This window comes from Proteus sp. PR00208, assembly GCF_016238545.1.
Classification (GTDB): Bacteria; Pseudomonadota; Gammaproteobacteria; order Enterobacterales; family Enterobacteriaceae; genus Proteus.
Genome location: NZ_JAEHQE010000016.1, coordinates 16,909 through 43,625, shown reverse-complemented (window position 1 = coordinate 43,625; position 26,717 = coordinate 16,909). Strand labels below are relative to the sequence as shown.

Annotated in this window: 21 protein-coding genes and 4 tRNA genes; 5 read left to right on the top strand and 20 right to left on the bottom strand. The window is 39.3% G+C overall.

The window, feature by feature from the left end; genetic code table 11:
* Positions 1–50 precede the first annotated feature (50 nt).
* On the bottom strand, positions 51–2,645 hold the full coding sequence (locus JEP36_RS11920) for a class I adenylate cyclase (protein ID WP_198626372.1): 2,595 nt from the start codon (positions 2,643–2,645) through the stop codon (positions 51–53).
* Positions 2,646–3,641: 996 nt separating this feature from the next.
* Between JEP36_RS11920 and hemC the strand changes: the two genes are divergently transcribed.
* From hemC to hemY, 4 genes are read left to right on the top strand one after another with little or no spacing between them, the layout of a single operon-like run.
* Complete coding sequence (gene hemC, locus JEP36_RS11915) at positions 3,642–4,583, top strand: hydroxymethylbilane synthase (protein ID WP_198626373.1); 942 nt, start codon at positions 3,642–3,644, stop codon at positions 4,581–4,583.
* Positions 4,580–5,317, top strand: coding sequence for a uroporphyrinogen-III synthase (hemD, locus tag JEP36_RS11910; protein WP_196534392.1), 738 nt, complete (start codon positions 4,580–4,582; stop codon positions 5,315–5,317). The genes hemC and hemD overlap by 4 nt, the downstream gene beginning before the upstream one ends.
* A 20-nt stretch (positions 5,318–5,337) precedes the next feature.
* The gene (hemX, locus tag JEP36_RS11905) at positions 5,338–6,606 is read left to right on the top strand and encodes a uroporphyrinogen-III C-methyltransferase (protein ID WP_198630243.1); all 1,269 of its coding nucleotides are present in this window, start codon (positions 5,338–5,340) and stop codon (positions 6,604–6,606) included.
* A 4-nt stretch (positions 6,607–6,610) separates the two neighbouring features.
* Positions 6,611–7,831 carry a protoheme IX biogenesis protein HemY gene (hemY, locus tag JEP36_RS11900; RefSeq protein WP_196534390.1) on the top strand — a complete coding sequence of 407 codons (1,221 nt, stop codon included), beginning with the start codon at positions 6,611–6,613 and terminating at the stop codon, positions 7,829–7,831.
* Between the two features lie 89 nt (positions 7,832–7,920).
* Here the strand turns inward: hemY and JEP36_RS11895 are convergent, their stop codons facing one another.
* The 19 genes from JEP36_RS11895 to trxA all read right to left on the bottom strand — a co-directional run bounded on the left by JEP36_RS11895 (position 7,921) and on the right by trxA (position 25,293).
* Positions 7,921–8,238: a hypothetical protein gene (locus JEP36_RS11895; RefSeq protein ID WP_198630242.1), complete on the bottom strand. Its 318-nt coding sequence runs from the start codon at positions 8,236–8,238 to the stop codon at positions 7,921–7,923.
* A gap of 917 nt (positions 8,239–9,155) precedes the next feature.
* Positions 9,156–9,232, bottom strand: a tRNA-Pro gene (locus JEP36_RS11890).
* Positions 9,233–9,260: 28 nt separating this feature from the next.
* Positions 9,261–9,347, bottom strand: a tRNA-Leu gene (locus JEP36_RS11885).
* Between the two features lie 22 nt (positions 9,348–9,369).
* Positions 9,370–9,445 (bottom strand) — tRNA-His (locus JEP36_RS11880).
* Between the two features lie 64 nt (positions 9,446–9,509).
* Positions 9,510–9,586 (bottom strand) — tRNA-Arg (locus JEP36_RS11875).
* A 226-nt stretch (positions 9,587–9,812) separates the two neighbouring features.
* Positions 9,813–10,550, bottom strand: a complete 738-nt coding sequence (gene wecG, locus JEP36_RS11870; protein ID WP_099076342.1) for a lipopolysaccharide N-acetylmannosaminouronosyltransferase — start codon at positions 10,548–10,550, stop codon at positions 9,813–9,815.
* The gene (gene wzyE, locus JEP36_RS11865; RefSeq protein WP_198620249.1) at positions 10,550–11,914 is read right to left on the bottom strand and encodes an ECA oligosaccharide polymerase; all 1,365 of its coding nucleotides are present in this window, start codon (positions 11,912–11,914) and stop codon (positions 10,550–10,552) included. Before wzyE ends, wecG begins: the two co-directional genes overlap by 1 nt.
* Positions 11,911–12,996: a TDP-N-acetylfucosamine:lipid II N-acetylfucosaminyltransferase gene (locus JEP36_RS11860; RefSeq protein ID WP_198630241.1), complete on the bottom strand. Its 1,086-nt coding sequence runs from the start codon at positions 12,994–12,996 to the stop codon at positions 11,911–11,913. Before JEP36_RS11860 ends, wzyE begins: the two co-directional genes overlap by 4 nt.
* Positions 12,993–14,249 (bottom strand): lipid III flippase WzxE, encoded by a 1,257-nt coding sequence (gene wzxE, locus JEP36_RS11855; RefSeq protein WP_196534386.1) that lies wholly within the window; start codon positions 14,247–14,249, stop codon positions 12,993–12,995. Before wzxE ends, JEP36_RS11860 begins: the two co-directional genes overlap by 4 nt.
* Positions 14,250–14,251: 2 nt before the next feature.
* The gene (gene rffA, locus JEP36_RS11850; RefSeq protein ID WP_198620252.1) at positions 14,252–15,382 is read right to left on the bottom strand and encodes a dTDP-4-amino-4,6-dideoxygalactose transaminase; all 1,131 of its coding nucleotides are present in this window, start codon (positions 15,380–15,382) and stop codon (positions 14,252–14,254) included.
* A 1-nt stretch (position 15,383) separates the two neighbouring features.
* Positions 15,384–16,097, bottom strand: a complete 714-nt coding sequence (gene rffC, locus JEP36_RS11845; RefSeq protein ID WP_198620253.1) for a dTDP-4-amino-4,6-dideoxy-D-galactose acyltransferase — start codon at positions 16,095–16,097, stop codon at positions 15,384–15,386.
* Positions 16,075–16,956, bottom strand: coding sequence for a glucose-1-phosphate thymidylyltransferase RfbA (gene rfbA, locus JEP36_RS11840; protein WP_198620262.1), 882 nt, complete (start codon positions 16,954–16,956; stop codon positions 16,075–16,077). Before rfbA ends, rffC begins: the two co-directional genes overlap by 23 nt.
* Positions 16,957–16,977: 21 nt before the next feature.
* A complete protein-coding gene (rffG, locus tag JEP36_RS11835) occupies positions 16,978–18,045 on the bottom strand; it encodes a dTDP-glucose 4,6-dehydratase (protein ID WP_198630240.1) in 1,068 nt (355 codons plus the stop codon).
* On the bottom strand, positions 18,042–19,304 hold the full coding sequence (wecC, locus tag JEP36_RS11830) for a UDP-N-acetyl-D-mannosamine dehydrogenase (protein ID WP_109372740.1): 1,263 nt from the start codon (positions 19,302–19,304) through the stop codon (positions 18,042–18,044). Before wecC ends, rffG begins: the two co-directional genes overlap by 4 nt.
* Complete coding sequence (wecB, locus tag JEP36_RS11825) at positions 19,301–20,431, bottom strand: non-hydrolyzing UDP-N-acetylglucosamine 2-epimerase (protein WP_198630260.1); 1,131 nt, start codon at positions 20,429–20,431, stop codon at positions 19,301–19,303. Before wecB ends, wecC begins: the two co-directional genes overlap by 4 nt.
* Before the next feature lie 127 nt (positions 20,432–20,558).
* Positions 20,559–21,617, bottom strand: a complete 1,059-nt coding sequence (gene wzzE, locus JEP36_RS11820) for an ECA polysaccharide chain length modulation protein (RefSeq protein WP_198630239.1) — start codon at positions 21,615–21,617, stop codon at positions 20,559–20,561.
* A gap of 24 nt (positions 21,618–21,641) precedes the next feature.
* The gene (wecA, locus tag JEP36_RS11815) at positions 21,642–22,730 is read right to left on the bottom strand and encodes a UDP-N-acetylglucosamine--undecaprenyl-phosphate N-acetylglucosaminephosphotransferase (RefSeq protein ID WP_198620254.1); all 1,089 of its coding nucleotides are present in this window, start codon (positions 22,728–22,730) and stop codon (positions 21,642–21,644) included.
* A 409-nt stretch (positions 22,731–23,139) separates the two neighbouring features.
* The gene (gene rho / locus JEP36_RS11810) at positions 23,140–24,399 is read right to left on the bottom strand and encodes a transcription termination factor Rho (protein WP_023583649.1); all 1,260 of its coding nucleotides are present in this window, start codon (positions 24,397–24,399) and stop codon (positions 23,140–23,142) included.
* A gap of 567 nt (positions 24,400–24,966) precedes the next feature.
* Positions 24,967–25,293: a thioredoxin TrxA gene (trxA, locus tag JEP36_RS11805; RefSeq protein WP_006535838.1), complete on the bottom strand. Its 327-nt coding sequence runs from the start codon at positions 25,291–25,293 to the stop codon at positions 24,967–24,969.
* Between the two features lie 119 nt (positions 25,294–25,412).
* Here trxA and rhlB point away from each other — a divergent pair, with 119 nt between their 5' ends.
* Positions 25,413–26,717, top strand: coding sequence for an ATP-dependent RNA helicase RhlB (rhlB, locus tag JEP36_RS11800; protein ID WP_160229885.1), 1,305 nt, complete (start codon positions 25,413–25,415; stop codon positions 26,715–26,717).

Here is a 26,717-nt window from a genome sequence, read left to right as displayed (position 1 = left end):
ATAATGGGAGCTATCAAAGCTCCCATTTGTGTTTATTGGCTTGTACTTAATTAAGAATGCTGTACCGCTTTATAATCTGTAAATCCGTGGGCAACAACATTCATTTCAGGTTGCGTTTCTTTACTACCCAGATCGGATAATTTACCAAAGGATCCACCAGCAAAAGGTAACACTTGAGTTGATCCTTCCACTTTCACAATTTGATAAAACTGCGGCAGATTAAAATTAATAAAGCTTGATCCGTATGTGAATCGATCATGAGATGAAGAGTAGAAACGACTAACATCTTTCACTAACTCTTCTTTACTTCCTTCACAATGGGAATAGATTTCAACGCGATTTGCTTCATCTAATATATAGATATTAAAGACATTACTATCTTCTGTGGTTTCGAAGAAGAATTGAATAATCCCTTCACAAGCAAAACCATCAATCACCGCAGGTAAATAGCGGGCGTCCTTATCTAATTTAACTGGCAACCCATGAAGCTTGTTATACGAAATTGCGCCATAAAACTCGATAGCATTTTCTAATTTTTGTACCGACACATTGAGGCGTTCAAAGAACAATCCCCACGTTTGCCCAGCAATGCGTAAAGCTTTAAAACGACCTGGCTCTAAACGATTCGTTGATAATCGCAATTCAATACATTCTGAGACTAACTGCTGAACACGAGTGCGGATTAAACCACGCAAATGTTGGCTATAACAAAATACTTCCACAGAGGCAGGTGGAGCCGCATCTTGGTGCATTTTACCCAATATCGTTTTTAACGATTCCAACATAGATTGTGTGCCACTGAAATGAAGGGTTCTAACTTCATTCCAAGAGTTACGGTACAACAAATCAATACTACCAATAAGACACTGCTCTTTTTCACCGAAACTAAACACATCGAGTTTTCTAAAATCAAAGTGAACCACGTGATCAGAAAAACTTTCTGTTGGATCAGTTTCTAAATTGACAATAATCGCGAGATGTCTAATTTCACAAGGGCTATACAGTGCTTTCGGTGTTGGTGCAGGTAAACGAATTGGGAAATGGCTCGACATATCCCTGACTAATTCATGCAGTTTAATTTCATCACAAGAAGATTCTCCTTGATGAATATAAACTCGAGACTCTTTTGTTAACAGCCCATTAAAATAAGACCATGCCACTAATTTATTTAAATAGCGGTTATATTCTAATGGTTGGTGTCCAACGATATTTTCAAAATCAGGGGCACGATTATATAAATACCATCCGCTACGATTTGCTCGACCTTGTGGTACATAAATAAAGGTTAGATGTGACTCTGATAAATCAGGTGATATTTGTGGATTAACCAGTGTGATTTTACCCGGTAATGCTTCAAACGCAGCGTAAAGCTTACGTGTTAAGACACCGATATCTTGTGGGCTTGCACTGACACTTAAATTATTACGACGCGCAAAACGAATAAGATTACGATAGCTTTGCATCATCGTATCTAATAACTCATTGTGTGCATCACGCACACGCTCGATTTTCCAGCTATCACGTGTATCGAGTACTGTTAAGCGCTCATTATCCCATTGCCATTGAGTGACCAATTGCGATAAGACTTGTCGTCTCCAACCTTCAGGTTCGTTTTGTGTTTTTTCGTTAGATAATTTTTCACACACTTTCAGGTAGAAACAGCGACGGATAAGATCAAGGCGAGTTAAATCATTAATAGAAACCAAATAGCGAGTGACACGCTCAAGCATCATACAATAAGCATCTAAACCGTAATTAACGATTTCGCCACGGTGTAGATGTTGTTTCATTTCTAATGCCAGCAACTTCCCATTAGGATAGTCTGCTGAATAGGCTTCTAATAAAATACTTTTTAGTACGGCTTTATAAGGTGAATCGACACTTTTATAGAGTTGCCATAAACTTGCGCCAAAGTACTCTTCAGCAGAAAGTTCACCTAATCCCCCGAGATCTAACCACTCATTTGGCGTTAATACACCTTGAGCATAAAGGGAGTTAACATATTCATCATAATGATGTTCTTCTTCAATAGGCACCATCGCCCATAGCAAGCGTTTACCTGCTAGGCGTACTGCTGTGCGATAAAATTCATCAAGTAAAAGAATATGTTGGGTAGAGCCGCAATCTTCTCCACCTAAGCTACCACTTGCATGGTGACGAAATCTATTTTCATCAATTAAGAAAAACGTAACATCAATACCTAGTTCGCCAGCCCATTGTTCAATCAATTGGCATTTGCGTTGTAAAAGTGCACGTTCATCTTGATCCAGCCATGATTGATGGCAGACCCAAATATCAATATCGGAGCAGTGACTTTGACCAATAGAAGAGGTACTCCCCATTGAATAGATGCCAGTAATTGGCAACTCTCCATTGGCGTATCCATCCATCGGATCATCACATAATGCGTTAACCAGCTTATTCGCCCATTGACGTTGCATGTCATCGGGTTCAAAGAAACATGTGCCGTGAGGAACATTTCCTTGTATGTAGCCGGGCAACTCAGGATGGTGGTAATGCAATAAAACAGGAATTAAACCATAGACCTGTTTAAAAACATCACACATCGATGCAAATGCTCGTTCCAGTCTGAGTTGATTAATCGCATCCAGCCGTTGCTTCAGTGTTTCAATATAAAGATACAAGAGTTTCGCCTGAACAATACTAAGAAGATAGTAGAATCTGAGTTTATAAGTGACCAAGGTTGAGTTAGGGAATATTAATAGATAAAACTTTACTAACAAAATCTCGGAAACGTGATCAATTTAACACCTTGAGCGCAAGGCGTAAAGAGGAACTCAAAATATAGCACCAAGATCTAAAAGTGATATTTAAGCGCTTAATCGTGTAAAGCCATCAAATAAATATCTTTATAATCATGAAGATAAATTGTTTTATTTATAGAAAAAATGATAAAAAAATATCTCAATCCTCCCTTTACCCCACAAAAACCCCTGTTTACTTAATGATGAAACTGAAAATAAATTTTGACAAAACGTAAAAAATAGATAAAAAAGTAAAAATAAAAGCAACCGATTGATAATCATGAATTATTTTTAATTTTTGATTATTTTTTATTTTTACACTTAAAATAAGAATTCTATTTTTAATGTTGCGATAATAATATTTAAAATAATATTTAATTTTTATTAATTAATTATTTAATTTAAGAATAAATTCTTTTCTCTATTCTTATTATTTCTCTTTCTTTTATTTAATAATAATTTTGTTAAAATTTATAGTGTTTTTATATATTGAAAAATAATAAGAAAAATAAGTAAATTTAAAATAATAGTTGTTTTATCAATGTGTTCAGATTAAACATAATATTTGTCTCACTTCTCACCCGCCAAATGTTAACAACATTAACTCAATGTTTTGATTTTGTAAATAACCACACTTTTTATATAGATATAAAAAGAATAAAATTCTAAAAATAACTAAACCCGATAGTATCCATTAATAATTTACTTATTTTTTATTTCCTCTTTCTTTTTTTCTTTTTCGAAGATGGCCTCATTTCTTTCATTGTTATTACGACTCAAAGCGCCTTAACTGGAAAATTGAGCTTTAAAGTGTTAAAACAATGCCTTATTTCTAAACAAAAATATCGCTAATCGCTCGGAAGAGATAATACTATTATGTCAAAAAGTACCATCCGTATTGCTACCCGCCAAAGCCCTCTTGCTATGTGGCAGGCGCTCTATGTGAAAGAACAACTACAACTTGCTCATCCAGGTTTAGTCGTCGAATTAATACCGATGGTCACTAAAGGTGACATCATTTTAGATACACCTTTAGCTAAAGTAGGTGGCAAAGGGCTATTTGTAAAAGAGTTAGAACTTGCCCTACTTGAATCACGCGCAGATATTGCCGTTCACTCTATGAAAGATGTTCCTATTGATTTCCCAGAAGGCTTAGGGTTAGTGACTATTTGTGAACGCGAAGATCCTCGTGATGCCTTTGTCTCTAATCATTATGATTCTTTAGAACAACTTCCTGCGGGTAGTATTATAGGCACATCCAGTTTACGTCGCCAATGCCAATTAAAAGCACAGCGCCCTGACCTGATTATTCGTGATTTACGTGGTAATGTCGGTACTCGTTTAGGGAAACTAGATAATGGTGATTATGATGCCATTATTCTTGCCGTTGCTGGCTTAAAACGCCTAGGTCTTAACGAACGTGTTCGTACACCATTATCTGCTGAGCAATCTTTACCTGCGGTTGGGCAAGGTGCAGTGGGAATTGAGTGTCGCTTAGATGATAATGAAACTCGTCAGTTATTAGATGCACTAAACCATTCTCGCACTGCAATTTGCGTTAAAGCAGAGCGTGCAATGAATACTCGTCTTGAAGGCGGTTGCCAAGTTCCGATTGGAAGCTATGCCATTTGGCAAAATGACAAAATTTGGTTACGTGCTTTAGTCGGTTCTCCTGATGGCGAAACTATTTTGCGTGGTGAGCGCTTAGTGTCTCCAGAAGACGCTGAAACTGCGGGTATCTCATTGGCTGAAGAGCTTTTAGATAAAGGTGCACGAGCCATTTTAACGGCAGTGTATCAAGGCAGCACACCTGCATGAGTATTTTAGTTACTCGCCCCAACCCAGCAGGAAAGGCATTAACCCAACGTTTAATTGATGCGGGAAAAACAGCCTTTCAAGCACCTTTAATAGAGATCACCGCAGGTCGTGAGCTCCCTTTATTAGATGCTAAACTAAAAGGATTAAGGGCGGGTGATTGTGTATTTTTACTTTCTAAAAATGCGGTGTCATACGCAAACTGGCAGCTAAATCAATTACAACAATCATGGCCAGATACGCTATCCTATTATGGAATAGGTCAAAGCACAGCGAAAGATTTCCAACATTTAAGCAGTCTTCCAATTTGCTACCCTGAGCAAGGAGAAACCAGCGAAGATCTTCTTGACCTTCCTGAGCTTAATCAGGTGAAAAACAAGCAAATATTACTGCTTAGAGGTAACGGTGGTCGTGACTTACTCGCAACAACATTGAGCCAACGAGGCGCAATCGTTGATGAATGCGAATGTTACCAACGCCTATTTATTCATTATTCCCCTGAAGACTTTGCGCTTCAATGGGAAAAAGCACAGGTTGATACGCTTGTTGTCACTAGCGGTGAAATGTTACAACAACTCTTTGATCTGGTCGCTGAATCTAAAAAAGCATGGCTGTTAAACTGCCATTTACTTGTGGTCAGTGAACGATTAGCAACAATAGCAAAAACATTAGGGTGGGAAACTGTCACCGTTGCTGAAAGTGCCAATAATGATGCTTTATTTCATGCATTAATATAGAACCTAAATGAGACGCCGATATGACGGAACAGAAAAATACAAATGATAATGACTTGCCAAAAGATGCAGCTAAAGCTGATGAGAATGTCCGCTATCAGGAAGTCAAACCTGTTAATAACAAGCGCTCAGGTCTAATTGGAAGTGCTGTTGCTATCCTTGTTATTTTGGCAATCGGTGGTAGCCTTTACTATTACACCAATCAACAAGCATCAAAGCTGAGTGTAGAAAATCAATCACTCAAATCTGAGCTTACCCAATTACAACAACTCCAAAATACGTATCAACAACGCTTTGACAATATTGATAGTATGTTTGACTCACAAAAACAGACTATCGATAAATTACAAAACGAACGCCAAACAACAGAGCGCCAAATTCAAGATCTACAAACACGCTTTGCCGCTATTTCTAGTGCAGATGTCAAAAGTTGGCTATTAGCACAAGCCGATTTTATGGTGAAAATGGCTGGTCGTAAGTTATGGAATGATCAAGATGTTGTGACCGCCGTGAGTTTACTAAAAGGTGCTGATAGTAGCTTAGCGGAAATGAACGATCCGAGTTTACTTGAGATCCGTCGTGCTATTAATGAAGATATCAGCAGTTTAGCTGCTCTCAGCAAAATTGATAATGATGGCATCATCTTACAATTAAACCAGTTAGCGAATCAGGTTGATAATCTCCGTTTAGCTGATCTTGAGCGTAATGGCTCCCCAATGGATAAAAACGATGAAACCATTTCAGGTTCACTTTCTGATTGGAAACAGAATCTAAGCAAAAGCTGGAAAAGCTTTATGGATGATTTTATTACCATTCGTCGCCGTGATACCGCAGCCGTTCCTTTATTAGCACCGAATCAAGATGTCTATTTACGTGAGAATATCCGTTCACGTTTATTAATTGCTTCTCAAGCCGTGCCTCGTCACCAAACTGAAACTTATCAGCAATCACTGGAAGCGGTATCCACTTGGGTACGTGCTTATTTTGATACCTCTGATCCAAGTACAACTGCATTTTTAGATACGGTTTCTGAATTAGAGAAACAGCCTATTACGCTTGCAATGCCATCAGAATTGAAGAGCCCGACATTGCTAGAAAAACGTGTAGAAAAACAAATTCGCAATTTACTGGCACAAAATGAGTATGCAGAACCACAAGTTGCTGGAGCACAAGCTGTTGAAGCCCAAGATGCCCAAGCCGTAGAAGCTGAACATAATGCATCAGAAAGCGTACAAGATGCTGCAGCTGATAGTACAACTGTTGATGCACCAGTAACACAACAAGGAGAATAAGCTTATGTTAAAAATACTTCTCCTTTTTGTGGTGCTTATTGCGGGCATCATTTTTGGCCCACTATTGGCAGGCCATCAAGGTTATGTACTTATACAAACTGATGATTGGGATATTGAAACCAGTGTAACCAGCCTTGTCATTATGTTTGTTTTACTACAATTAGCATTGTTACTGATTGGTTGGAGTTATCGCCGTTTCATTGGTACAGGCTCAAAAGCATATAGTTGGTTTTCTTTCCGTAAACGTAATCGCGCACGCAAACAAACCAGCATGGCATTAATGAAATTAGCGGAAGGTGATTTTAAAGAAGTTGAAAAACTAATGAGCCGTAATGCAGATTATGCAGAGCAGCCTGTTGTAAACTACCTGTTAGCCGCTGAAGCCGCACAACAACGTGGTGATGAATTCCGAGTTCAACAACACCTCGAACGTGCAGCTGAGCTTGCCGATACCAATCAGCTTCCTGTTGATATCACTCGAGTGCGTATTTTATTAGCACAAAACGAAAATCACGCTGCGCGTACTGGGGTTGATGAGTTATTAAATCAAGTGCCACGTCACCCAGAAGTGTTACGTCTTGCAGAAGTCGCTTATACACGAACAGCAGCTTGGCAAGCACTGCTTGATATCATTCCTTCCATGCAAAAAATTGCATTACACACAGATGATGAACTAGAGCAATTACGCCAAAAAGCCTATATCGGTATTATGGGACAGAAGATGTCCGAAAATGGCTGTGATGGACTGAAAAATTGGTGGAAAGCACAACCGCGTAAAGTACATCATGATAATGCATTGCGTGTCGTTTTGGCTGAACACCTTATTGAGTGTAACGATCCTGATACCGCTCAAACGATCATCTTAGACGGTATTAAACGCCAATATGATGAACGCTTGATCTTACTATTGCCTCGTTTAAAAAATACAGATGCCAATGTTATTATGAAAGTGCTTAATACATTAATTAAACAACATGGGCCAACGCCATTACTCAATAGCACATTAGGTCAGATAGCGATGCAACAAGGGAAATGGGCTCAAGCTGAAGAGGCTTTTCGTAATGCATTAAAGCAACGCCCTGATGTTCATGACTTTGCGTGGCTTGCTGATGCATTAGATAAACAGAAAAAATCTGAAGAGTCGGCGAAAGTGCGTAAAGATGCTTTATTAATGACACTGAAAAAGGATTCTGTCATTTTTGAAGAGCCTAAAAAAAGTAAATAAGCTTATTCGATAAGAACGTGATCATAAATCGTTTAATCACCTGATCTAAAAACCCTCTTTATTAATTATTGAGGGTTTTTTTATGTGATTTAAAAGACACATTGAAATAACAACACCACTTCCACACATAAAGTCAAAAACACATACACCCAAGCAATACGATAAAAGCGAGTGGGTATTCCCTTCTCATTTTCTTGCTTAAATGACAGATAATGTTTTCTCGCTTGATAAAACACGACGATATAAATCAGTGCGATCCCCTGACAAAGAAAAGCCACATATTTAGCCCATGATTTTCCACCAATAATAAGCATGATAAGAGGGATCAAAAAGAACAATAATGGGCCAAACTTCTCTATAAGAAAGAGTTTTTCTTGTGCAAGATATGCTTTTTGTTTATTTATCATATTGATGCTATCTCCAATCTACCCTTGCGCTGGATAATAGCGTGATAATGCGGTGAATACAAAATGGATGAGTGGTTGATATATAAAAAAACGCCTGTATAAAACTATACAGGCGTATAAATATACAATCAGGTCTACAGACGGATGGTGCCTCACTCAACGTTTCGTCCTGTTGATGATGAATGATGTTCATCGTTAACGTGGACGTAGGCACCGAATAATCGGCTCTGCATCATTCCTAGGTTTATGAAGCCATATGCTGTCATAAGGAGTGGAATGAGCATCTACAATATACGTATTGCATTTAGCGTGCCAATTTTTCATTTTTTATTAAAAATATCCCCTATCGCTAAAAAGTATAAGATAACTTATTGAATTTTGGTTTTCCTTTCTGGCTTTACTCATTTTCAATGATAAAGACGCTATGGTTTGTGCTTTCACCATGCTATTGCTAAATAGAAAAGAAAATATAGGGTCTGATATACGTCTCTTTTTCACGACAAGAAAAACACACTGATTATTTAATTATTTAAAATCAATATGTTAAATGTCTCCTATTGGAGACATAAAAAATAGCGAGTGTTGGCATTTACCGACAAATAAAACAAAAAACTTATATTTCATATAGTTAAAATCAATTATTTTACGTATTTAACTCATCTTTTTATGAAGATTAAAATTCGGTAATAAATTAAATTATTAATAACCCTTAAGTGACAAGGGTGGCATTTCCGTTAAAAACATCATTTTGGTTTTCTTATCTGGAACACATAACAAGAAATAAAAAATATGGATAAGAGTAACGACTTATAGAAGTAGAAGTAGAAGTAGAAGTAGAAGTAGATATGGTATAGCGGTCTTTAAAAAGTAAATCGTAGATACGAAAAAGCCTCGATATAATCGAGGCTTTTTCTTATTGGTCGGCGAGAGAGGATTCGAACCTCCGACCCACTGGTCCCAAACCAGTTGCGCTACCAGGCTGCGCTACTCGCCGTCTGCATCACTGCTCTTATCTTGTTTATTGGTGCGAAGGGGGGGACTTGAACCCCCACGTCCGTTAGAACACTAACACCTGAAGCTAGCGCGTCTACCAATTCCGCCACCCTCGCATAAACAATAACTAAGATAAGATGGGGTGGCTAATGGGACTCGAACCCACGACAACTGGAATCACAATCCAGGGCTCTACCAACTGAGCTATAGCCACCATAACAGCTATCTTATTACTTCTTACAACAACGCTCTTCACCGTAACTCTTAGCACGCTTTAATGGCGCGCCCGACAGGATTCGAACCTGAGACCTCTGCCTCCGGAGGGCAGCGCTCTATCCAGCTGAGCTACGGGCGCTTCACGCCGTTGCGGGAGAGGATAGTACGGATTTACGCTCTGTCTGTCTAGTGCTTTTTGAAAAAAAAAGTTTGTTTGACGATAGTTTGTGCATTTCGTCGATAAATGGAGCGTTTTTACACGCTAAACGCCCCGTCAGTATAATAATTAAACAAGTAAGATGCTAGATAAATGCATGAATAAATCATTTAATCAGCCCCACCTAACAAAAAAGACGCTATTACTATTACAATTTATTGGAATAATAATACCCAACGAATTTTAACAGCTTAAATTGACGCTTAATTCGACTTGGTTGTGATAACAAACGATATAACCACTCTAATCCAAGATTTTGCCATGCTTTTGGTGCTCTCTTAACATGACCCGTAAACACATCATAAGTCCCACCGACACCCATATATAATGCATCAGGATAAATTTCACGACATGCACGAATAAACAACTCTTGCTTAGGTGATCCCATGGCTATAGTCACTATCTTCGCACCAGAGGCCTTTATACGCTCAAATAACGCCTCTCTATCTTGTGGTGTGAAGTAACCGTTCTGGCTACCCACAATGTTTACGTTCCACTGTGCTTTAAGCTTATCTTCGGTTTGCGAAAGAATTTCAGGTTTACCACCGACAAGAAAGACAGGTGTTCCCTCTTTACCTGCTCTTTCCATTAACGCTTCCCATAAATCCGCACCAGCAATACGAGAAACATTTGCATCAGGATATTTACGACGAATACCTCGCACAACACTGATACCATCTGCATAAAGATAATCAGCTTCATTGAGTAGCTCATTGAGTGCTGAGTCTGTTTCTGCTGTGAGAATTTTTTCTGCGTTAATGGCAATCAGAGAGCCACTTTTTATTTGTGCTCCTTCATAGAGATAATCCAGAAAATGAGCCATATCGCGAAATCCCCAGATATTATGTCCGCGGATTGAATACTTCGGAATTGAATTGGATCCCATTACTTTTCCTTTTTCTCTAAACGAGGTTCACTTTGTAGTTGACGAGTCACGTAATTGCGTACCAATCCCGCACTTTCAAATAACCAATAAAGCAGTTTTGCGACCACTAAACATAAACCAAAAACTAAACAGAAGAACACAACACGAGAGACGAACGAATCGACCCCTTCTCGTGCTAAAACAATCATATTAAAAATCGCCCCAAAGCAAAAAGCTTGTAAGATAGCGGACTTATAGCGATTGCTCTCACTCAACCCTTGCTGGTATAGCCAATCAAACCATTTAATAATCAACCCGACTACGATGGCACCTAATGGGATAAAGACAACGCCCCCCATCACAACCAACGAGCCAATTAAGGTTGGCGAAATAGCAAGACCCGCATGGTAATTAAGCACTTCCCACGTAAAGTAATTTGCAGAGTTCAGTACAACATCTGGGCGTTCAGGCCAAACCCAAGAAGGAATAAAAACATAAAAATCACGAATTATCGGAGCAAGTCCTTGGAACTCAATCTTGTCATAGTTATCAAGTAACAACGCTAAGTTTTCCCAAGGAGAGAACGTATCACGAGTAAGGTACAAGAAAGTATAGAATGCCTCGGCACCACTCACATCAAGACCATAGCGTTTTAATGCCAACCAGAACATTCCAACGATACTCATAACCCCTGCTGCAACCAGCATCCACAAGGTTATCCAGCCACGAACAATACCGATAAACAAAAACAGCGCAAAAGCGATGATGATATTGGCGCGCGTTCCACCCACGATAATGTAAGTTAAGATCCCAAAACCTACCGTCGCACAAAGGAAGAAAATCCAGCGTTGTTGCGTTGGTTTTAAGAAATAAACCACCAGCATTGCGGGAATAAAGAAATAGAAAAAGCGCTTAAGCGCGACACCTGACACTTGGCTTGAAAAAATTTGGCTATACGTTTTGAGCTTAAAGAGTAAAAAGCCATTTTGCAGAAAGAAAATTCCGACGGTTACAAATGCGATTAACGCCAATAAAATCCAAGTGAGGTTGGTTTCTACTCTATTCATGGTAAATAACGACCTAGAAGGGCCGCTAACCGGTTTTCTCAACCTTACCTTATAAGTGACATAATAAATGGCATAGAAGCAGGTAGAAGCTAATAGCGCGTATAATAATGAATCAACCGGTACAACTGCGACATCAAATTGGAATACCAACATACAAGTCAGTGGAAAACCAAAATAAAAGGTCAGCAGATAGAGCATTGAGAAAAAAACATTAAAATTAAAGCGAACTCGACGAAATTCTTGATAAGTCAGCAATAAAATAAAACTTAAAGAGATAAAATAAACAAGTGCTAAGCCACCCAGTTCCGCCAATGTCATTGCGGCTCTCCTGTACTCATCTCAATTAGCTCTTTCCATCCGTCCGTAAAATTAGGCGCAAAGAAGGCAATATTTTGGCGATCAAGCATCAGTAATTGACGTTTAGCCTCTTCAATTAGCGCAACATCTAATTTATCACCCGAGAAAAAAACAGGAACATTTTGCTCAGTTAAATCCTGCCAAAATGGGTTTTGACGACTAATAACAAAAGGGATCGCAAATTGAATAAGCAGACAAAGCGTGCCGATACCTTGTTGACGATGGAAAATAAAATAGCCTAAATCACATGTTTTCAATAACGTAAGATAATCATCAAATGCCAATTTATCACGTAATATTTCAACCTGATTATATGGAAGCAACTGGCCAGCTGCTTGGGTTACTTCATCAATATAAACGTGATTATTTTCAGGATATCCCATTGGAATAATCACTTTTGCGCGTGTTCCATATTGCTCTGCAATCGCCTGTAAAGCTTCAATATGACGATTCGATCTATCCCCTGAATTACCCACAATAATGGTGATTTGTTTTTCATCAATAGGCGCTTTTTCTGTTACCGTCAGCGCAGGATCCATTCTTGTTGGAAAATAGAGCAAACTGGCTGGAATATTAACGTTAAATTGCGCGAAGTAATTTAGATCACCTCGTGTACCAAATACTCGCCCCACACGCTTTTGAGCAAGTTTACGAAGAAGATAAAAGAGTCTAAATTTTAGCTGTTTAGAATCCTGATATAAATCAGCACCCCAAATATGCCACCAAAATTGATGACGTTTAATCTTGCCAGTCAATAATGCCAGCCAAATAGGCGCATTAAACTGACCTAAAAAAAGGAATCGTTGGTGAGTATCGACTTTTGCCAATGTAACCACTCTCTGTGCAACCTGCTTTTTATCAGCTAAACACTCAATATCTAAAGCTGGATAGCTTTCTTGCAGTGAAGTATTTTTACTGGCAACGATAAAACGAGGTTTATACGTTAACCCCGCCTCAGTCACGAGGTGGTCGTTAAAAAACCGTAACATTGTGTTGTTATGATGCACAATGTCTGAACCTAGTACGTAAATCAAAGTTGTCATTTGCGCCTGCAATAAATCACGAAAACAGAACTACAGAGAAGGAAGTAAATAATATACGTTGCCATATAGGCTTGAGCTGCACCCAGTGCGCCATGCTCAGGAATAAGCCAACGCGAAAATAGCGTTAATAAGGCAAACTGGCTTACTTCTGTAAGGATATAAAAACGTAGTGCCGCTTTTGCAATGACAAGATAGCCAAAGACATAGGCGCCTACTTTTAAAACATCACCGACAAGTTGCCATGCAAATAAATCACGCATAGCGACAAATTTATCTGAAAACAGTAACCAAATCGCAAAATCACGTAATAACCACACCATAAAGCTGGCAACAGCAACCGCAGGTAATACAAACTTCAGCGACTTTACTATCTCTTTAGTGATATCACTCTTTTGTGTTAATCGAGAGAGGGTTGGCAGTAAATAAACAGAGAAAGATGCCGTAATAAATTGTAAGTAAGCATCTGAAATGCTACTCACGCCTTGCCAAATCCCAACCTCATCCCAGCTATAATGTTTAGCCAATAGATTACGCATCATGATATAAGCGACTGGGAGCGTAATAGAGGTCAAAATAGCCATAATAGTAAATTTGCCAAGATGGCTGGCAATCGCTTTATCCCAGTGGGGTTTCAGCTCACTCAACGCGAAGCGTTTACGCTTTACTACTAAAAATGTAGCAGGAAATAAAATAAGTGCAGGCACTAATGCTAGTCCAATTAATGCACCGTGATAACCCGCAAATAAATAGCATAAATAATAAGCAACAACACCAATAATGCTACCTGCAATCACTGATAAGGCATTACCTGCCGCATCACGATAACCTTTTAATATGGCAAGAAAATAATTGCTATATGCAATTCCCATTTGAATAAAAGCAACAGCTCTTACAATATCCTGATATTGATGATAATCATCACCAAATAACACTTGGCTAATGGGGGCAGAAAAAAGAAGAAATAAAATAGCTAATAGTGTGGAAAACAGCAAAATCATGGATGATGAAGTACCCAACACTTTTTTGCGTTGAATATCATCATCTTGATATTGTGCGATTAATTTCGTCACACCATTAAAAATACCCGCACCAGACAAGACGCCTAGTACGGTGATTAATTGACGAAAGTTACCCGCTAATCCGACTCCTGTTGGACCAAAAGAGACAGCAAGTAACTTAACGACAAGCAGACCAGCCCCGATTTTTATCAGGGTTGATCCGGCTGTCCAAATTGATGCTTTGGCTAATGACATAATTAAGCAAAAAAGTCGCGAATATGACCAATAACAGTCTGTTGCTCTTCTTCTGTCATGTTGTAGAACATAGGTAAACGCACTAAACGCTCACTTTCTCGCGTTGTGAAAATATCTTCACCGTCAAAGCGACCAAACTTCATACCTGCTGGGCTGGTATGTAATGACACATAGTGGAATACCGTTAAGACACCATGCTCTTTCATGTAGTCATTAAACGCGGTACGTTGCTCGATATCTTTCAGTTTGATATAGAACATATGTGCATTGTGTTCTAACCCTTCAGGAACGATTGGAAGCGCCAATAAGCCTTTTTCTGCTAATGGTGTCAATGCATCATAGTAAATCTGCCAAAATGCTAAACGACGCTCATTAATTTTTTCAGCTTCTTCAAGTTGAGCCCACAGATAAGCTGCTTGTAAGTCTGACATTAAATAGCTAGAACCAATATCTCGCCAAGTATATTTATCTACCTGACCACGGAAAAATTGGCTGCGGTTAGTGCCTTTTTCACGGATAACTTCTGCGCGATTGATTAAATCAGGATCGTTAATTAACGTTGCACCACCCTCACCACCTGATGAGTAGTTTTTAGTCTCATGGAAGCTATAACAACCAATATGACCAATCGTGCCAAGCGCTTTGCCCTTGTAAGTTGACATGACACCTTGTGCAGCATCTTCAATCACGAATAGATTATGTCTTTTCGCAATCGCCATAATGGTATCCATTTCACACGCAACACCTGCGTAATGAACAGGCACTATCGCGCGCGTTTTATTTGTGATTGCTGCTTCAATTTTTGTTTCATCAATATTCATAGTATCTGGACGAATATCAACGAAAACAATCGTTGCGCCACGTAATACAAACGCATTAGAGGTCGAAACAAAGGTAAAACTTGGCATGATGACTTCATCGCCAGGCTTGATATCTAATAAGATGGCAGCCATTTCAAGCGATGCTGTACAAGAAGGCGTTAACAGCGTTTTATGACAATGAAATTGTTCTTCTAACCACTTTTCACATTTCTTTGTGAAATTGCCATCACCACAGAGCTTGCCACTTTCCATAGCCTGTTTCATATATTCTAATTCTGTGCCGACAACGGGTGGTTTATTAAACGGAATCATATTATCCCCTGTATAACCAATAAGTGGTGCTCTCTATTAAGCCCCCACTGTGTGTGTATAAACGCGAAGCTGCAATATTGCTGATCTGTGTTGCAACATATAAGGTTGAAATACTTTGTTGTTGACACCAAAACTTCGCGACCGACATCAGTTGTTTACCAATGCCTTGTCCTATTCTGTTGGGCATTACTGCGAGTAATCCCACTCTTGCTTCACTTTCAGATATTTGACGTAAAGTGACAAAACCACTCACGTTATTTTCAGCATCACAAGTCAGTAAACAGATATCATCGAACGTACCTAACACTGCTTTTTTAACCCATAATGCATAAAAACGACTGCTATCGCCTTCTTGATACCAAGGTGTTCTAAAACGACTTTGTATAAAAGCTTCTGAAGCCGTTGCCATCAATAAATCGATATCATCTTCATTGGCTTTTCTAAAACAATATTCCGTCGCTTTCTTACAAGCATTTTCTGTGCCAATTGAAAGTTTAAAATCAATTTCACCTTCCGCAAATTGAAAACCTAATTGGCTGAGTTTATCGATGAGAGAAAGCTCATGAGATGCGACTTTAGCTTGAACTACAGCAAAAGCGTCAAGTTGTTCGTCTGTTAACACGGGCGCTTGTGTATCAAACTCAAGACGCCCTGTTTTGAGGGAGAAATACTCACTTTCCCACTCAAGATAATTAATATTGGCGAGGACGGACATGTAATAAATCCAATAGATAGCGGCCATAACCTGTTTTAGACAGTGATTTTGCGCTTTCTCTTACTTGGTCATCACTGAGCCAACCATTGCGCCAAGCAATCTCTTCAAGACACGCCACTTTAAATCCTTGGCGTTTTTCAACGGTTTGAACAAAGGTACTGGCTTCAATTAAACTATCGTGAGTTCCGGTATCTAACCACGCAAAACCACGTCCCAGTAGTTCAACGTTAAGCTCACCACATTCAAGATACATCTGATTAATCGACGTAATTTCTAATTCACCACGAATCGAAGGTTTGACTCGTTTGGCAAAATCAACCACACGGTTATCGTAGAAATAAAGCCCTGTCACCGCCCAATTAGACTTAGGCTGTTCTGGTTTCTCTTCAATGGATAACACTTTGAAATCATCGTCAAATTCAACGACACCAAATCGCTCAGGATCCATCACTTGATAACCAAACACGGTTGCGCCACGTTCACGTTGTGCAACTTGTTTCAGTTTTGGACTAAACCCTTGACCAAAATAGATATTATCGCCTAAAACTAAACAGCAATGGTCATCATCAATAAATTCCTCGCCCAAAATAAAGGCTTGGGCTAAGCCATCAGGAGATGGCTGAATTTTATATTGAAGACGAACACCAAATGCAGAACCATCACCCAATAAGCGCTGAAATGAGGTCATATCATCTGGTGTTGTGATGATCAAAATATCTCGAATGCCAGCAAGCATCAGAACTGAAAGCGGATAATAGATCATGGGCTTATCATAGATAGGCAATAACTGCTTCGATACCCCTTTGGTTATCGGATGCAGTCGTGTACCAGAACCACCCGCTAAAATAATACCTTTCATCATTTATCCTTCTTTACTTAATCAGTTCCCAAGCCCTAGACGTTCACCTGCATAAGAGCCATCAAGCACACGTTTCCACCAAGTTTCGTTATTTAAATACCACAACACGGTTTTACGAATGCCTGATTCAAATGTCTCTTCTGGTTTCCAACCTAATTCAGCTTCAATTTTCGCTGCATCAATGGCGTAACGTAGATCATGACCCGGTCTGTCTTTCACATACGTGATTAAATCAACATATTGAGCAATGCCTGCGGGTTTGTTCGGGTATAGCTCTTCAAGTAATGCACAAATTGTTTTCACAACATCAATATTACGACGCTCATTATGACCGCCAATATTGTAGGTTTTACCCGGTGTTGCCGTTGTTGCGACTAAATAAAGCGCACGAGCATGATCTTCAACATAGAGCCAATCACGGATCTGTTCACCTTTACCATAAACAGGTAATGGTTTTCCTGAAATCGCATTTAAGATAATTAATGGGATTAATTTTTCAGGAAAATGGTAAGGACCATAGTTATTTGAGCAATTGGTAATTACAGTTGGTAAGCCATAAGTCCGTAACCAAGCACGCACTAAGTGGTCACTTGAGGCCTTAGAAGCAGAATATGGGCTACTTGGTGCATAAGGCGTTGTTTCAGTGAAGAAGTCGTCTGTACCTTCTAAATCGCCATACACTTCATCTGTTGAGATATGGTGGAACCGAAATGCCGTTTTCTTTTCTTGTGGTAAAACTTGCCAAAAGTGGCGAGCTGCTTCCAATAAGGTGTAAGTGCCAACAATATTGGTTTCAATAAACGCAGCAGGACCATCAATAGAGCGGTCAACATGGCTTTCTGCCGCTAAGTGCATCACAACATCTGGCTGATATTGAGCAAATAAGCGGTCAAGCTCGGCTCTATCACAGATATCGACTTGCTCAAAAGCATAACGTTCACTGTCGGCTACAGTTGCTAATGACTCTAAATTACCGGCATAAGTTAGTTTATCCACCACAACAACGCTGTCATTGGTGTTTTCAATAATATGTCGAACAACAGCAGAGCCGATAAAACCGGCTCCGCCTGTCACTAGAATGCGTTTCAACGCCATACTCCTTTAGTATCTACAATCCATTTTTGAGTGATTTTACTACCAGGGATCGCTTTAAATTGTTGGTGATCAACTAACATTAAGACAATATCAGCGTCTTTCAGAGCTTGTTCTGTTGATACTAACTCTGTGATCCCTTTCAGTTTTGTTGGTAATTCATGAATATTAGGTTCAACCGCCAACGTAGTACCACTGTGCCAATCAGCAACTTGTTTAGTGATATTCATTGCTGGGCTTTCACGTAAGTCATCGATATTAGGCTTAAAGGCTAAACCAAAGCAGGCAATTTTAATTTCGTTTGCACGTTTACCTGTTTCAGTAAGGCAATCTGCAACAGCGGCTTTAACTTGATCGATAACCCACACTGGTTTGCCATCATTGACTAAACGCGCAGTGTGAATTAAACGAGATTGTTTTGGATTTTGTGACACGATAAACCAAGGGTCAACAGCGATACAGTGTCCGCCAACGCCTGGACCTGGTTGTAAAATATTGACGCGAGGATGGCGGTTCGCCAAGCTAATTAGCTCCCACACATTAATATCTTGGTCAGCGCAGATCAGTGATAATTCATTAGCAAACGCAATATTAACATCACGGAAGCTATTTTCAGTCAGCTTACACATTTCTGCGGTACGTGCATTGGTGATAACACATTCACCTTCAAGGAAAATTTTGTACAACTCACTCGCACGTTCTGAAGATTTACGGTTCATCCCACCGACAACACGGTCATTGCGGATAAGTTCAATCATCACTTGACCCGGTAATACACGCTCAGGGCAGTAAGCAACATCGATATCAGCATCTTCACCTTGTTGATGAGGGAAAGTTAAATCTGGGCGAGCTTCTGCTAACCACTCTGCCATTTTTTCAGTAGAACCAACTGGTGAGGTTGATTCTAGAATAATAAGATCACCTTTCTTCAGTACAGGTGCGATAGAGCGGGCAGCTGCTTCAACATAAGCCAAATCAGGCTCATGCTCACCTTTAAATGGTGTAGGTACAGCAATAAGGTAAGCATCTGCTGGTTGTGGCGTGGTATAGGCTTTTAAATGACCTTCTTCAACCGCTTGTTTAACGACTTTATCAAGATCAGGCTCAACAATGTGAATTTGACCTTTATTAATCGTATCAACTGCATGCTGATTAACATCAACACCGATGACGCTTTTTTTACGAGAGGCAAAAGCTGCCGCTGTAGGTAAACCAATGTAGCCGAGGCCGATAACAGAAATAGTTTCAAAACTCATAATGTCACCTGATTTTTTTTCAATGCTTCAAGAATACGTTGGCAGGCATGACCATCACCGTAAGGGTTTGTCGCCTTACTCATTTGGTGATACGCGTTTTCGTCTGTCAATAAAGAAGTTACTTCGCTAACAATACGTTTAGTATCTGTTCCGACTAAACGAACAGAGTCCGCCTCAACAGCTTCTGGGCGTTCTGTTGTGTCTCGCATTACAAGAACAGGCTTACCTAATGAAGGAGCTTCTTCTTGAATTCCACCAGAGTCGGTCAAAATAAGGTAAGCATGGTTCATTAAGTAAACGAATGGGAGATAATCTTGTGGCTGGATCAGCTTAATATTATCAATACCATGAAGGATCCGTTGAACAGGCTCACTCACATTAGGATTTAAGTGAACAGGATAAACAACTTCTACATCAGGGTGTGCTAATGCAATTTCAGCTAAAGCTTGGCAGATACGTTCAAAACCACCACCAAAACTTTCTCGACGATGTCCTGTTACCAAGATCATTTTCTTATCAGGCTGAATAAATGGATAGTTTACAGCAAGCTCATTTAAGAGTGTTTGATTGCCCATCACTCTGTCACTTACCCAAAACAACGCATCAATTACCGTATTCCCCGTGACAAAAATATTTTTATCCGCAACCGCTTCTCGTACCAAATTTAATTTTGCAGTTTCTGTTGGTGCGAAATGATACATTGCAAGATGACCTGCAATAGTACGGTTTGCCTCTTCAGGCCAAGGGGAGTAAAGATTGCCAGTACGTAGCCCAGCCTCCACATGACCAACGGGAATTCGTTGATAAAATGCGGCTAAACTTGCTGCCATGGTCGTTGTTGTATCACCATGTACCAAAACAACATCAGGTTGAAATGACGCTAATACCGGTTTTAACCCTTCTAAAATACGACAGGTAATATCCGTTAAATCTTGTCCTGGTTTCATAATATTGAGATCGTAATCTGGTTTGATCTCAAAAAGATTTAATACCTGATCAAGCATTTCTCGATGTTGGGCCGTAACACATACCTTCGCTTCAAACGAATCATCATTTGCTAAAGCGTGCACTAAAGGTGCCATTTTTATCGCTTCAGGGCGTGTGCCAAAAACAGTCAACACTTTCACAGTGGCTCTCTTTTTTTTCATTGTTATATCGCTTATTTTTGGGAAAGCAATATGCCCTTATTCTCAATACATCAAGTGCCGAAACACCTGATGTCTCGTTATTGTCATCAATGACAAAATTTAATTATTATTTTTTTAATGAACTGCGTCTTACTAATGCAACACCTGCACCCGCTAAAATACCAATAGCGCCCCAAAGTACCATCATAAAGGCACGGCGAGGACTATCACGTTTCACAGGATCTTCAGGGGTACGTAGAAAACGGTAAGTTTGGAAGCTGTCTTGTAATTTGGCGCCCACAGCAAGGGTCGCTAACATTGCCGTATTTTGATCATAATCACTATCAAAATCAGCACCTGTTGCAACTAAAGTTTCTAGCTGTGATTGCAACAGCGGGACACCTAACAAAAACAGTTTAGAATCTGGTAACTCATCAATCGCAATCGAGGTTTGTTTTTGAGAAATACCTTGTTTCTCAGCCACTTTGATTGATTGCTCTAATAAGTTAATTTGGCGTTGATACGCAGATTGAGCCGCCATTTCTTGACGTTTAACTAGCGCTTTCATTGATTGAGTTCTAGTTGTCCAAGCTGTTATCACTTCATCATTAAGATGGGTAGCTGCTCTCTTATTAGCAAAAGCAATATACTCATTTAATAATTGGCTCGCTTCTTTTGATGTTTCCGCAATAAGTTTTAGTTGATCATTAACTAATTTTTTCTCATCGGCAGGCGTAAATTGAATATTGTTAATTAACTCATCCAATAACGCAGCATTAGCCTGTTCATCACTCTCTTTGCGCTGTTTGAAATAATCCGTTTGCAACCAAAATTCACGACGTGTATCAAACGCCGCGACTTGAGTAATAAACTCTTGATAAGCTTCATCTGAAATAGTTAAAGCTGAGGTTTGTGCAGCAGGATTAATCTGTGTATCAAGATTGCGCAAAAACTGAGATTGCGAATAATAACTGCCTAAGTTATTAATCGTTGGTTTCTCTGTCATTGCAATTGCACTCCATTTAGGTTGCATCAAATAAGATGCACCGAGTGCAATCACTGCAAAAAGCAGAGCGAACCCTATAATCCAGCTTTTTCCTGACCAAAGTGCACAAAAAAGACCTCGAATATCGAGTTCATTATCTGGCTGTTCACCCTGTCGGGAGGCGTTATTTTCCGAGTTCATCACGTTAAAAAACCTCTGCTTATATTAATGCTGTTGTGTTGCTCTACGTAAGCGACGCTTATGTCGTTTAATAAAACGAGCGACTCGCCACGCGCGTTTAATACAATAACCATACATAACAAATGCAAGCAAGAATAATGCCAACATAAACCATTCAGGTACAAATGATAGGTTTTGACCGATAATACCAATTGCGGCTAATAAAGCTGCCGCCAACGTAATTAAAATAAAGGCTTGGCGAGAGGTAAACCCTGCACGCATAATCAAGTGGTGGATATGTTGACGGTCTGGTGAGAAAGGGCTCATCCCTTTGCGTAAACGACGGTACATAATTGCCACCATATCCATAAGAGGGATAGCAATTATCCATAATGCGGTTACCGCTTTAACAGGGCGAGGTTGAGTTTGTGTTGATGCGACCAATAACCAAATAATGGTAAATCCAATCAGTGTGCTTCCCGCATCTCCCATAAAGACTTTGAATTTTTTACCGCATAACCCTAAGTTTAAAAGGATATAAGGTAGAATTGCCGCGATAAATGAGAAGCACCAGAATGCAAGAGCTGAATTGCCACTTTGATATAATAAAATACCAAGCGCGCCAAAAGAGACACAAGAAAGACCACCTAATAACCCATCAATACCATCAACCATATTAAAGGCATTGATTGCTGCCCAAACAGCGAAAAGTGTAACAATATAGCCGAAAGGCCCTAAATGCATTTCCCAAGGACCAAAAGCATGACCCAGAGTGTCAAGTTTTAACCCTGCACCCACCATCATTACGATCCCAACAAAAGCCTGAATTGTAGCTCTAATTTTGACACTAATATCAAAGCGATCATCTAAAGCACCGATAAAAACAAGAAGTCCCGCACAAGCCAGATACAGTTCCTTATGAGGAATATAGATATCTGCAATATAAAATGCGAAAACAATACCAAAATAGACTGATATTCCGCCAACTAAGGGGATCAATCCATGATGTTTTTTACGATAATTCGGTTTATCCACGAGTCCAATTTTCTTTGCAATTTTACGAGCCAAAAATAAAAAAGCGAAAGAAAATAAGAACACATAAAAAATGCTTGTGCTCATTTTTAGTATATCCACAGTACTTGTTCTCTATAATAAATATAGCTGGTTATTTTACGCTTCCATGTGTTTTTATTCTTTTTTCCAGCCTCACCACGACGAGTTCATTCAAAACCCACCACCCTTCATCAATTATAAGTTTTCCTTAACTATTTTTATTGATGCCATCGCTATTTTTATCAATTACCAAAACATGCAATATATATACCAACATCGCGCTAAAATATTGCAATCTAAAATTGAATTACATCCATAAAAAACAAAAAAACGCCACAACTATTGTGGCGTTTTCATCATATCGTCATTCTTACAAAGTAAATGAGCTTAACAGCATATAAATTGAGGTGATATTACTTATTCTGTAACAGAGCACACTATTTTAATATTTTATATCCTATTCTCAGCTCAATCACTTTGCTAATACCCTTTATGAACGTTTCATAAAGTCGAAGAATTCTTCATTTGTCTTAGTCATTGCTAACTTGTTAATGAGGAATTCCATTGCGTCAATTTCACCCATTGGATGAATAATTTTACGCAGGATCCACATTTTTTGTAGCTCATCTTGAGACGTCAGTAACTCTTCTTTACGTGTACCAGAACGATTGTAATCAATCGCAGGGAAAACACGTTTCTCAGCAATTTTACGAGACAGGTGTAATTCCATATTACCTGTACCCTTAAATTCTTCGTAGATAACTTCGTCCATCTTAGAACCCGTATCGACTAATGCTGTTGCAATGATAGTCAAGCTACCACCTTCTTCAACATTACGAGCCGCACCGAAGAAACGTTTAGGACGATGTAATGCGTTTGCATCCACACCACCTGTTAACACTTTACCTGATGAAGGAACAACTGTGTTATAAGCACGCGCTAAACGTGTGATGGAGTCTAACAGGATGATAACGTCTTTTTTATGCTCAACTAAACGCTTCGCTTTTTCAATCACCATTTCTGCAACTTGTACGTGGCGAGAAGCTGGCTCGTCAAAGGTTGAAGCAATAACTTCCCCTTTTACTAAGCGTTGCATTTCTGTCACTTCTTCTGGACGTTCATCAATCAGAAGTACCATTAATACGCAATCTGGGTAGTTATGAGCAATATTTGCTGCAATGTTTTGCAGCAACATGGTTTTACCCGCTTTTGGTGGAGCAACGATAAGACCACGTTGACCACGGCCAATTGGTGCCGCTAAGTCAAGAACACGCGCGGTTAAGTCTTCTGTTGAACCATTACCACGTTCCATGCGTAAACGATTATTAGCATGTAAAGGTGTTAAGTTTTCAAAGAGGATTTTACTGCGGGCATTTTCTGGCTTATCAAAGTTAACTTCATTAACTTTTAGGAGGGCAAAATAGCGTTCACCTTCTTTAGGAGGACGAATTTTCCCTGCGATGGTGTCACCAGTGCGAAGGTTAAAACGGCGAATTTGACTTGGAGAAACGTAGATATCATCGGGACCAGCAAGGTAGGAACTGTCTGCGGAACGTAGGAAGCCGAAGCCATCCTGCAATATTTCCAGCACACCGTCACCGAAAATATCTTCTCCACTTTTCGCGTGTTGCTTCAAGATAGAGAAAATAATGTCTTGCTTTCTCATTCGAGCCAGATTCTCTAGCCCCATATTTTCGCCAAGTGCTATCAGTTCTGATACCGGCGTATTTTTTAATTCGGTAAGATTCATAATGGTGGGTTCTTAATAACTCGGGGTAACTCTCGAACTATGAACGTGAATAGTATAACAGCGAATCGCTGTCAGTTTCGTCATGTGTAAAATTACAGATTATAACTTTCTAACATAAGGGTATAACTAAAATGATAATGTTAGAGAGTGTTAATACTATTAGACCAGTCTGCTTTATCCCAGAAAAGTGACATTCATTTTCGCGATGTATGAGTGTACTTTCAACTTATGGGTTAGGAACATACTTTGGAAAAATTTATATTCCCTGAATACTATAGATTATTCTAAGGCAACTTGACTGGTTAGATGAATTCAGATTACTTATATTAAATATCATATTAGATTGAATATCATATCATGTTATTCAATTCTATTACTTTGCACGCTTGATATTCAATATCTCAGACTTATTTAATCGTGTCTAATCATATTGACAAGTAGATCCGATATATTATGTAAGTAAGTGGCGCTAACTTATCATGCTTCGAAGCGGACGTCTAGCTGTCAATAACAGAAATACTGACAAGGTCTAAACGTCCTACTTTTATTTTTGATATCTAAATCAAATTAGATATTTTCGTCTAAAAACTCTTTCAGTTGAGTTTTTGACAATGCGCCTACTTTAGTCGCAGCAACTGCACCGTTTTTGAATAAAATCAGTGTAGGAATACCGCGAATACCGTATTTTGGTGCTGTCAGCGGGTTTTGATCGATGTTTAGCTTAGCAACTGTTAATTTACCAGCGTATTCTGTTGCAACTTCATCTAGAATAGGAGCAATCATTTTACATGGGCCACACCATTCAGCCCAGAAATCAACGAGCACAGGGCCGGTTGCATTTAATACATCAGCATCGAATTTGCTGTCAGATAAGTGAAGGATTTTATCGCTCATTGTTCTACTCCAAAGAATAATATTGACCGTACCAGTGTAACATTAAATAACAAAAGTCTGTCTGCATTTCAGCGGATAAACTTTTGTAATGCAACCCATAACTGATATTCTATTACATTATGAGCAAAACATATTTGACAGAAAAGAAGTTTTCCGACTTCGCCTTGCATCCAAAAGTGATAGAAGCCCTTGAGAAAAAAGGGTTCTCTAATTGTACACAAATTCAGGCATTGACGTTACCTATCACTGTGAAAGGTCAAGACATTGCCGGGCAAGCCCAAACAGGAACAGGCAAAACGTTGGCGTTTTTAACCTCAACGTTTCATTATCTTTTAACACACCCTGCTAAAGAAGGGCATGAAACCAATCAACCTCGTGCACTTATTATGGCGCCAACACGCGAATTAGCCGTGCAGATTTATTCTGATGCTAAAGAGCTTGCGCAAAATACAGGGATTAAAATGGGTCTCGCCTATGGTGGCGATGGCTATGACGAACAACTCAAAGTATTAAGTAATGGTGTCGATATTGTTATTGGCACAACAGGTCGTTTAATTGATTACGTTAAACAAGGCCATATTAACCTTAGCGCAATCCAAGTTGTGGTACTTGATGAAGCTGACAGAATGTACGATCTCGGCTTTATTAAAGATATTCGTTGGATTTTCCGTCGTATGCCAGTTGCAGCTGAGCGTATGAATATGCTGTTTTCTGCAACGCTTTCTTACCGCGTCAGAGAACTGGCTTTTGAGCAGATGAATAACCCTGAATATGTTGAAGTTGAACCTGAACAAAAAACAGGTTTTAGCATAAAAGAAGAACTCTTTTATCCTTCAAATGAAGAGAAAATGCGTCTTCTTCAAACATTAATTGAAGAAGAATGGCCAGATCGCTGTATCATTTTCGCCAATACAAAACATCGTTGTGATGACATTTGGGCGCACCTTGCCGCAGATGGACACCGCGTTGGTTTATTAACAGGTGATGTTCCTCAGAAAAAACGTCTACGCATTTTAGAAGATTTTACCCAAGGTAATATTGATATTCTGGTTGCCACTGACGTCGCTGCTAGAGGTCTTCATATTCCATCAGTAACGCATGTTTTTAACTATGATTTACCTGATGATTGTGAAGATTATGTTCACCGTATTGGTAGAACAGGGCGTGCTGGAAATAGTGGTAACTCAATCAGTCTTGCATGTGAAGAATATGCACTGAATTTACCTGCAATTGAGACTTATATTCAACATGCTATTCCTGTGAGTAAATATAATAGTGATGCGTTATTAGCTGATCTTCCTGAGCCTAAACGCCGTCACCGTCCTCGCCAAGGTCAGCCTCGTCGCAATAATGCGCCAGTGCGAAATAATAGAGGAAATAATACTCAACGTAACAACCGAAATAAACGCCCGAGTCATCCATAA

Excerpts from the sequence above, each read along its gene's own strand:
- hemC (WP_198626373.1), top strand. The coding sequence starts at position 3,642 with ATGTCAAAAAGTACCATCCGTATTGCTACCCGCCAAAGCCCTCTTGCT.
- hemD (WP_196534392.1), top strand. The coding sequence starts at position 4,580 with ATGAGTATTTTAGTTACTCGCCCCAACCCAGCAGGAAAGGCATTAACC.
- hemX (WP_198630243.1), top strand. The coding sequence starts at position 5,338 with ATGACGGAACAGAAAAATACAAATGATAATGACTTGCCAAAAGATGCA.
- hemY (WP_196534390.1), top strand. The coding sequence starts at position 6,611 with ATGTTAAAAATACTTCTCCTTTTTGTGGTGCTTATTGCGGGCATCATT.
- JEP36_RS11895 (WP_198630242.1), bottom strand. The coding sequence starts at position 8,238 with ATGATAAATAAACAAAAAGCATATCTTGCACAAGAAAAACTCTTTCTT.
- wecG (WP_099076342.1), bottom strand. The coding sequence starts at position 10,550 with ATGGGATCCAATTCAATTCCGAAGTATTCAATCCGCGGACATAATATC.
- wzyE (WP_198620249.1), bottom strand. The coding sequence starts at position 11,914 with ATGACATTGGCGGAACTGGGTGGCTTAGCACTTGTTTATTTTATCTCT.
- JEP36_RS11860 (WP_198630241.1), bottom strand. The coding sequence starts at position 12,996 with ATGACAACTTTGATTTACGTACTAGGTTCAGACATTGTGCATCATAAC.
- wzxE (WP_196534386.1), bottom strand. The coding sequence starts at position 14,249 with ATGTCATTAGCCAAAGCATCAATTTGGACAGCCGGATCAACCCTGATA.
- rffA (WP_198620252.1), bottom strand. The coding sequence starts at position 15,382 with ATGATTCCGTTTAATAAACCACCCGTTGTCGGCACAGAATTAGAATAT.
- rffC (WP_198620253.1), bottom strand. The coding sequence starts at position 16,097 with ATGTCCGTCCTCGCCAATATTAATTATCTTGAGTGGGAAAGTGAGTAT.
- rfbA (WP_198620262.1), bottom strand. The coding sequence starts at position 16,956 with ATGAAAGGTATTATTTTAGCGGGTGGTTCTGGTACACGACTGCATCCG.
- wecC (WP_109372740.1), bottom strand. The coding sequence starts at position 19,304 with ATGAGTTTTGAAACTATTTCTGTTATCGGCCTCGGCTACATTGGTTTA.
- wzzE (WP_198630239.1), bottom strand. The coding sequence starts at position 21,617 with ATGAACTCGGAAAATAACGCCTCCCGACAGGGTGAACAGCCAGATAAT.
- rho (WP_023583649.1), bottom strand. The coding sequence starts at position 24,399 with ATGAATCTTACCGAATTAAAAAATACGCCGGTATCAGAACTGATAGCA.
- trxA (WP_006535838.1), bottom strand. The coding sequence starts at position 25,293 with ATGAGCGATAAAATCCTTCACTTATCTGACAGCAAATTCGATGCTGAT.
- rhlB (WP_160229885.1), top strand. The coding sequence starts at position 25,413 with ATGAGCAAAACATATTTGACAGAAAAGAAGTTTTCCGACTTCGCCTTG.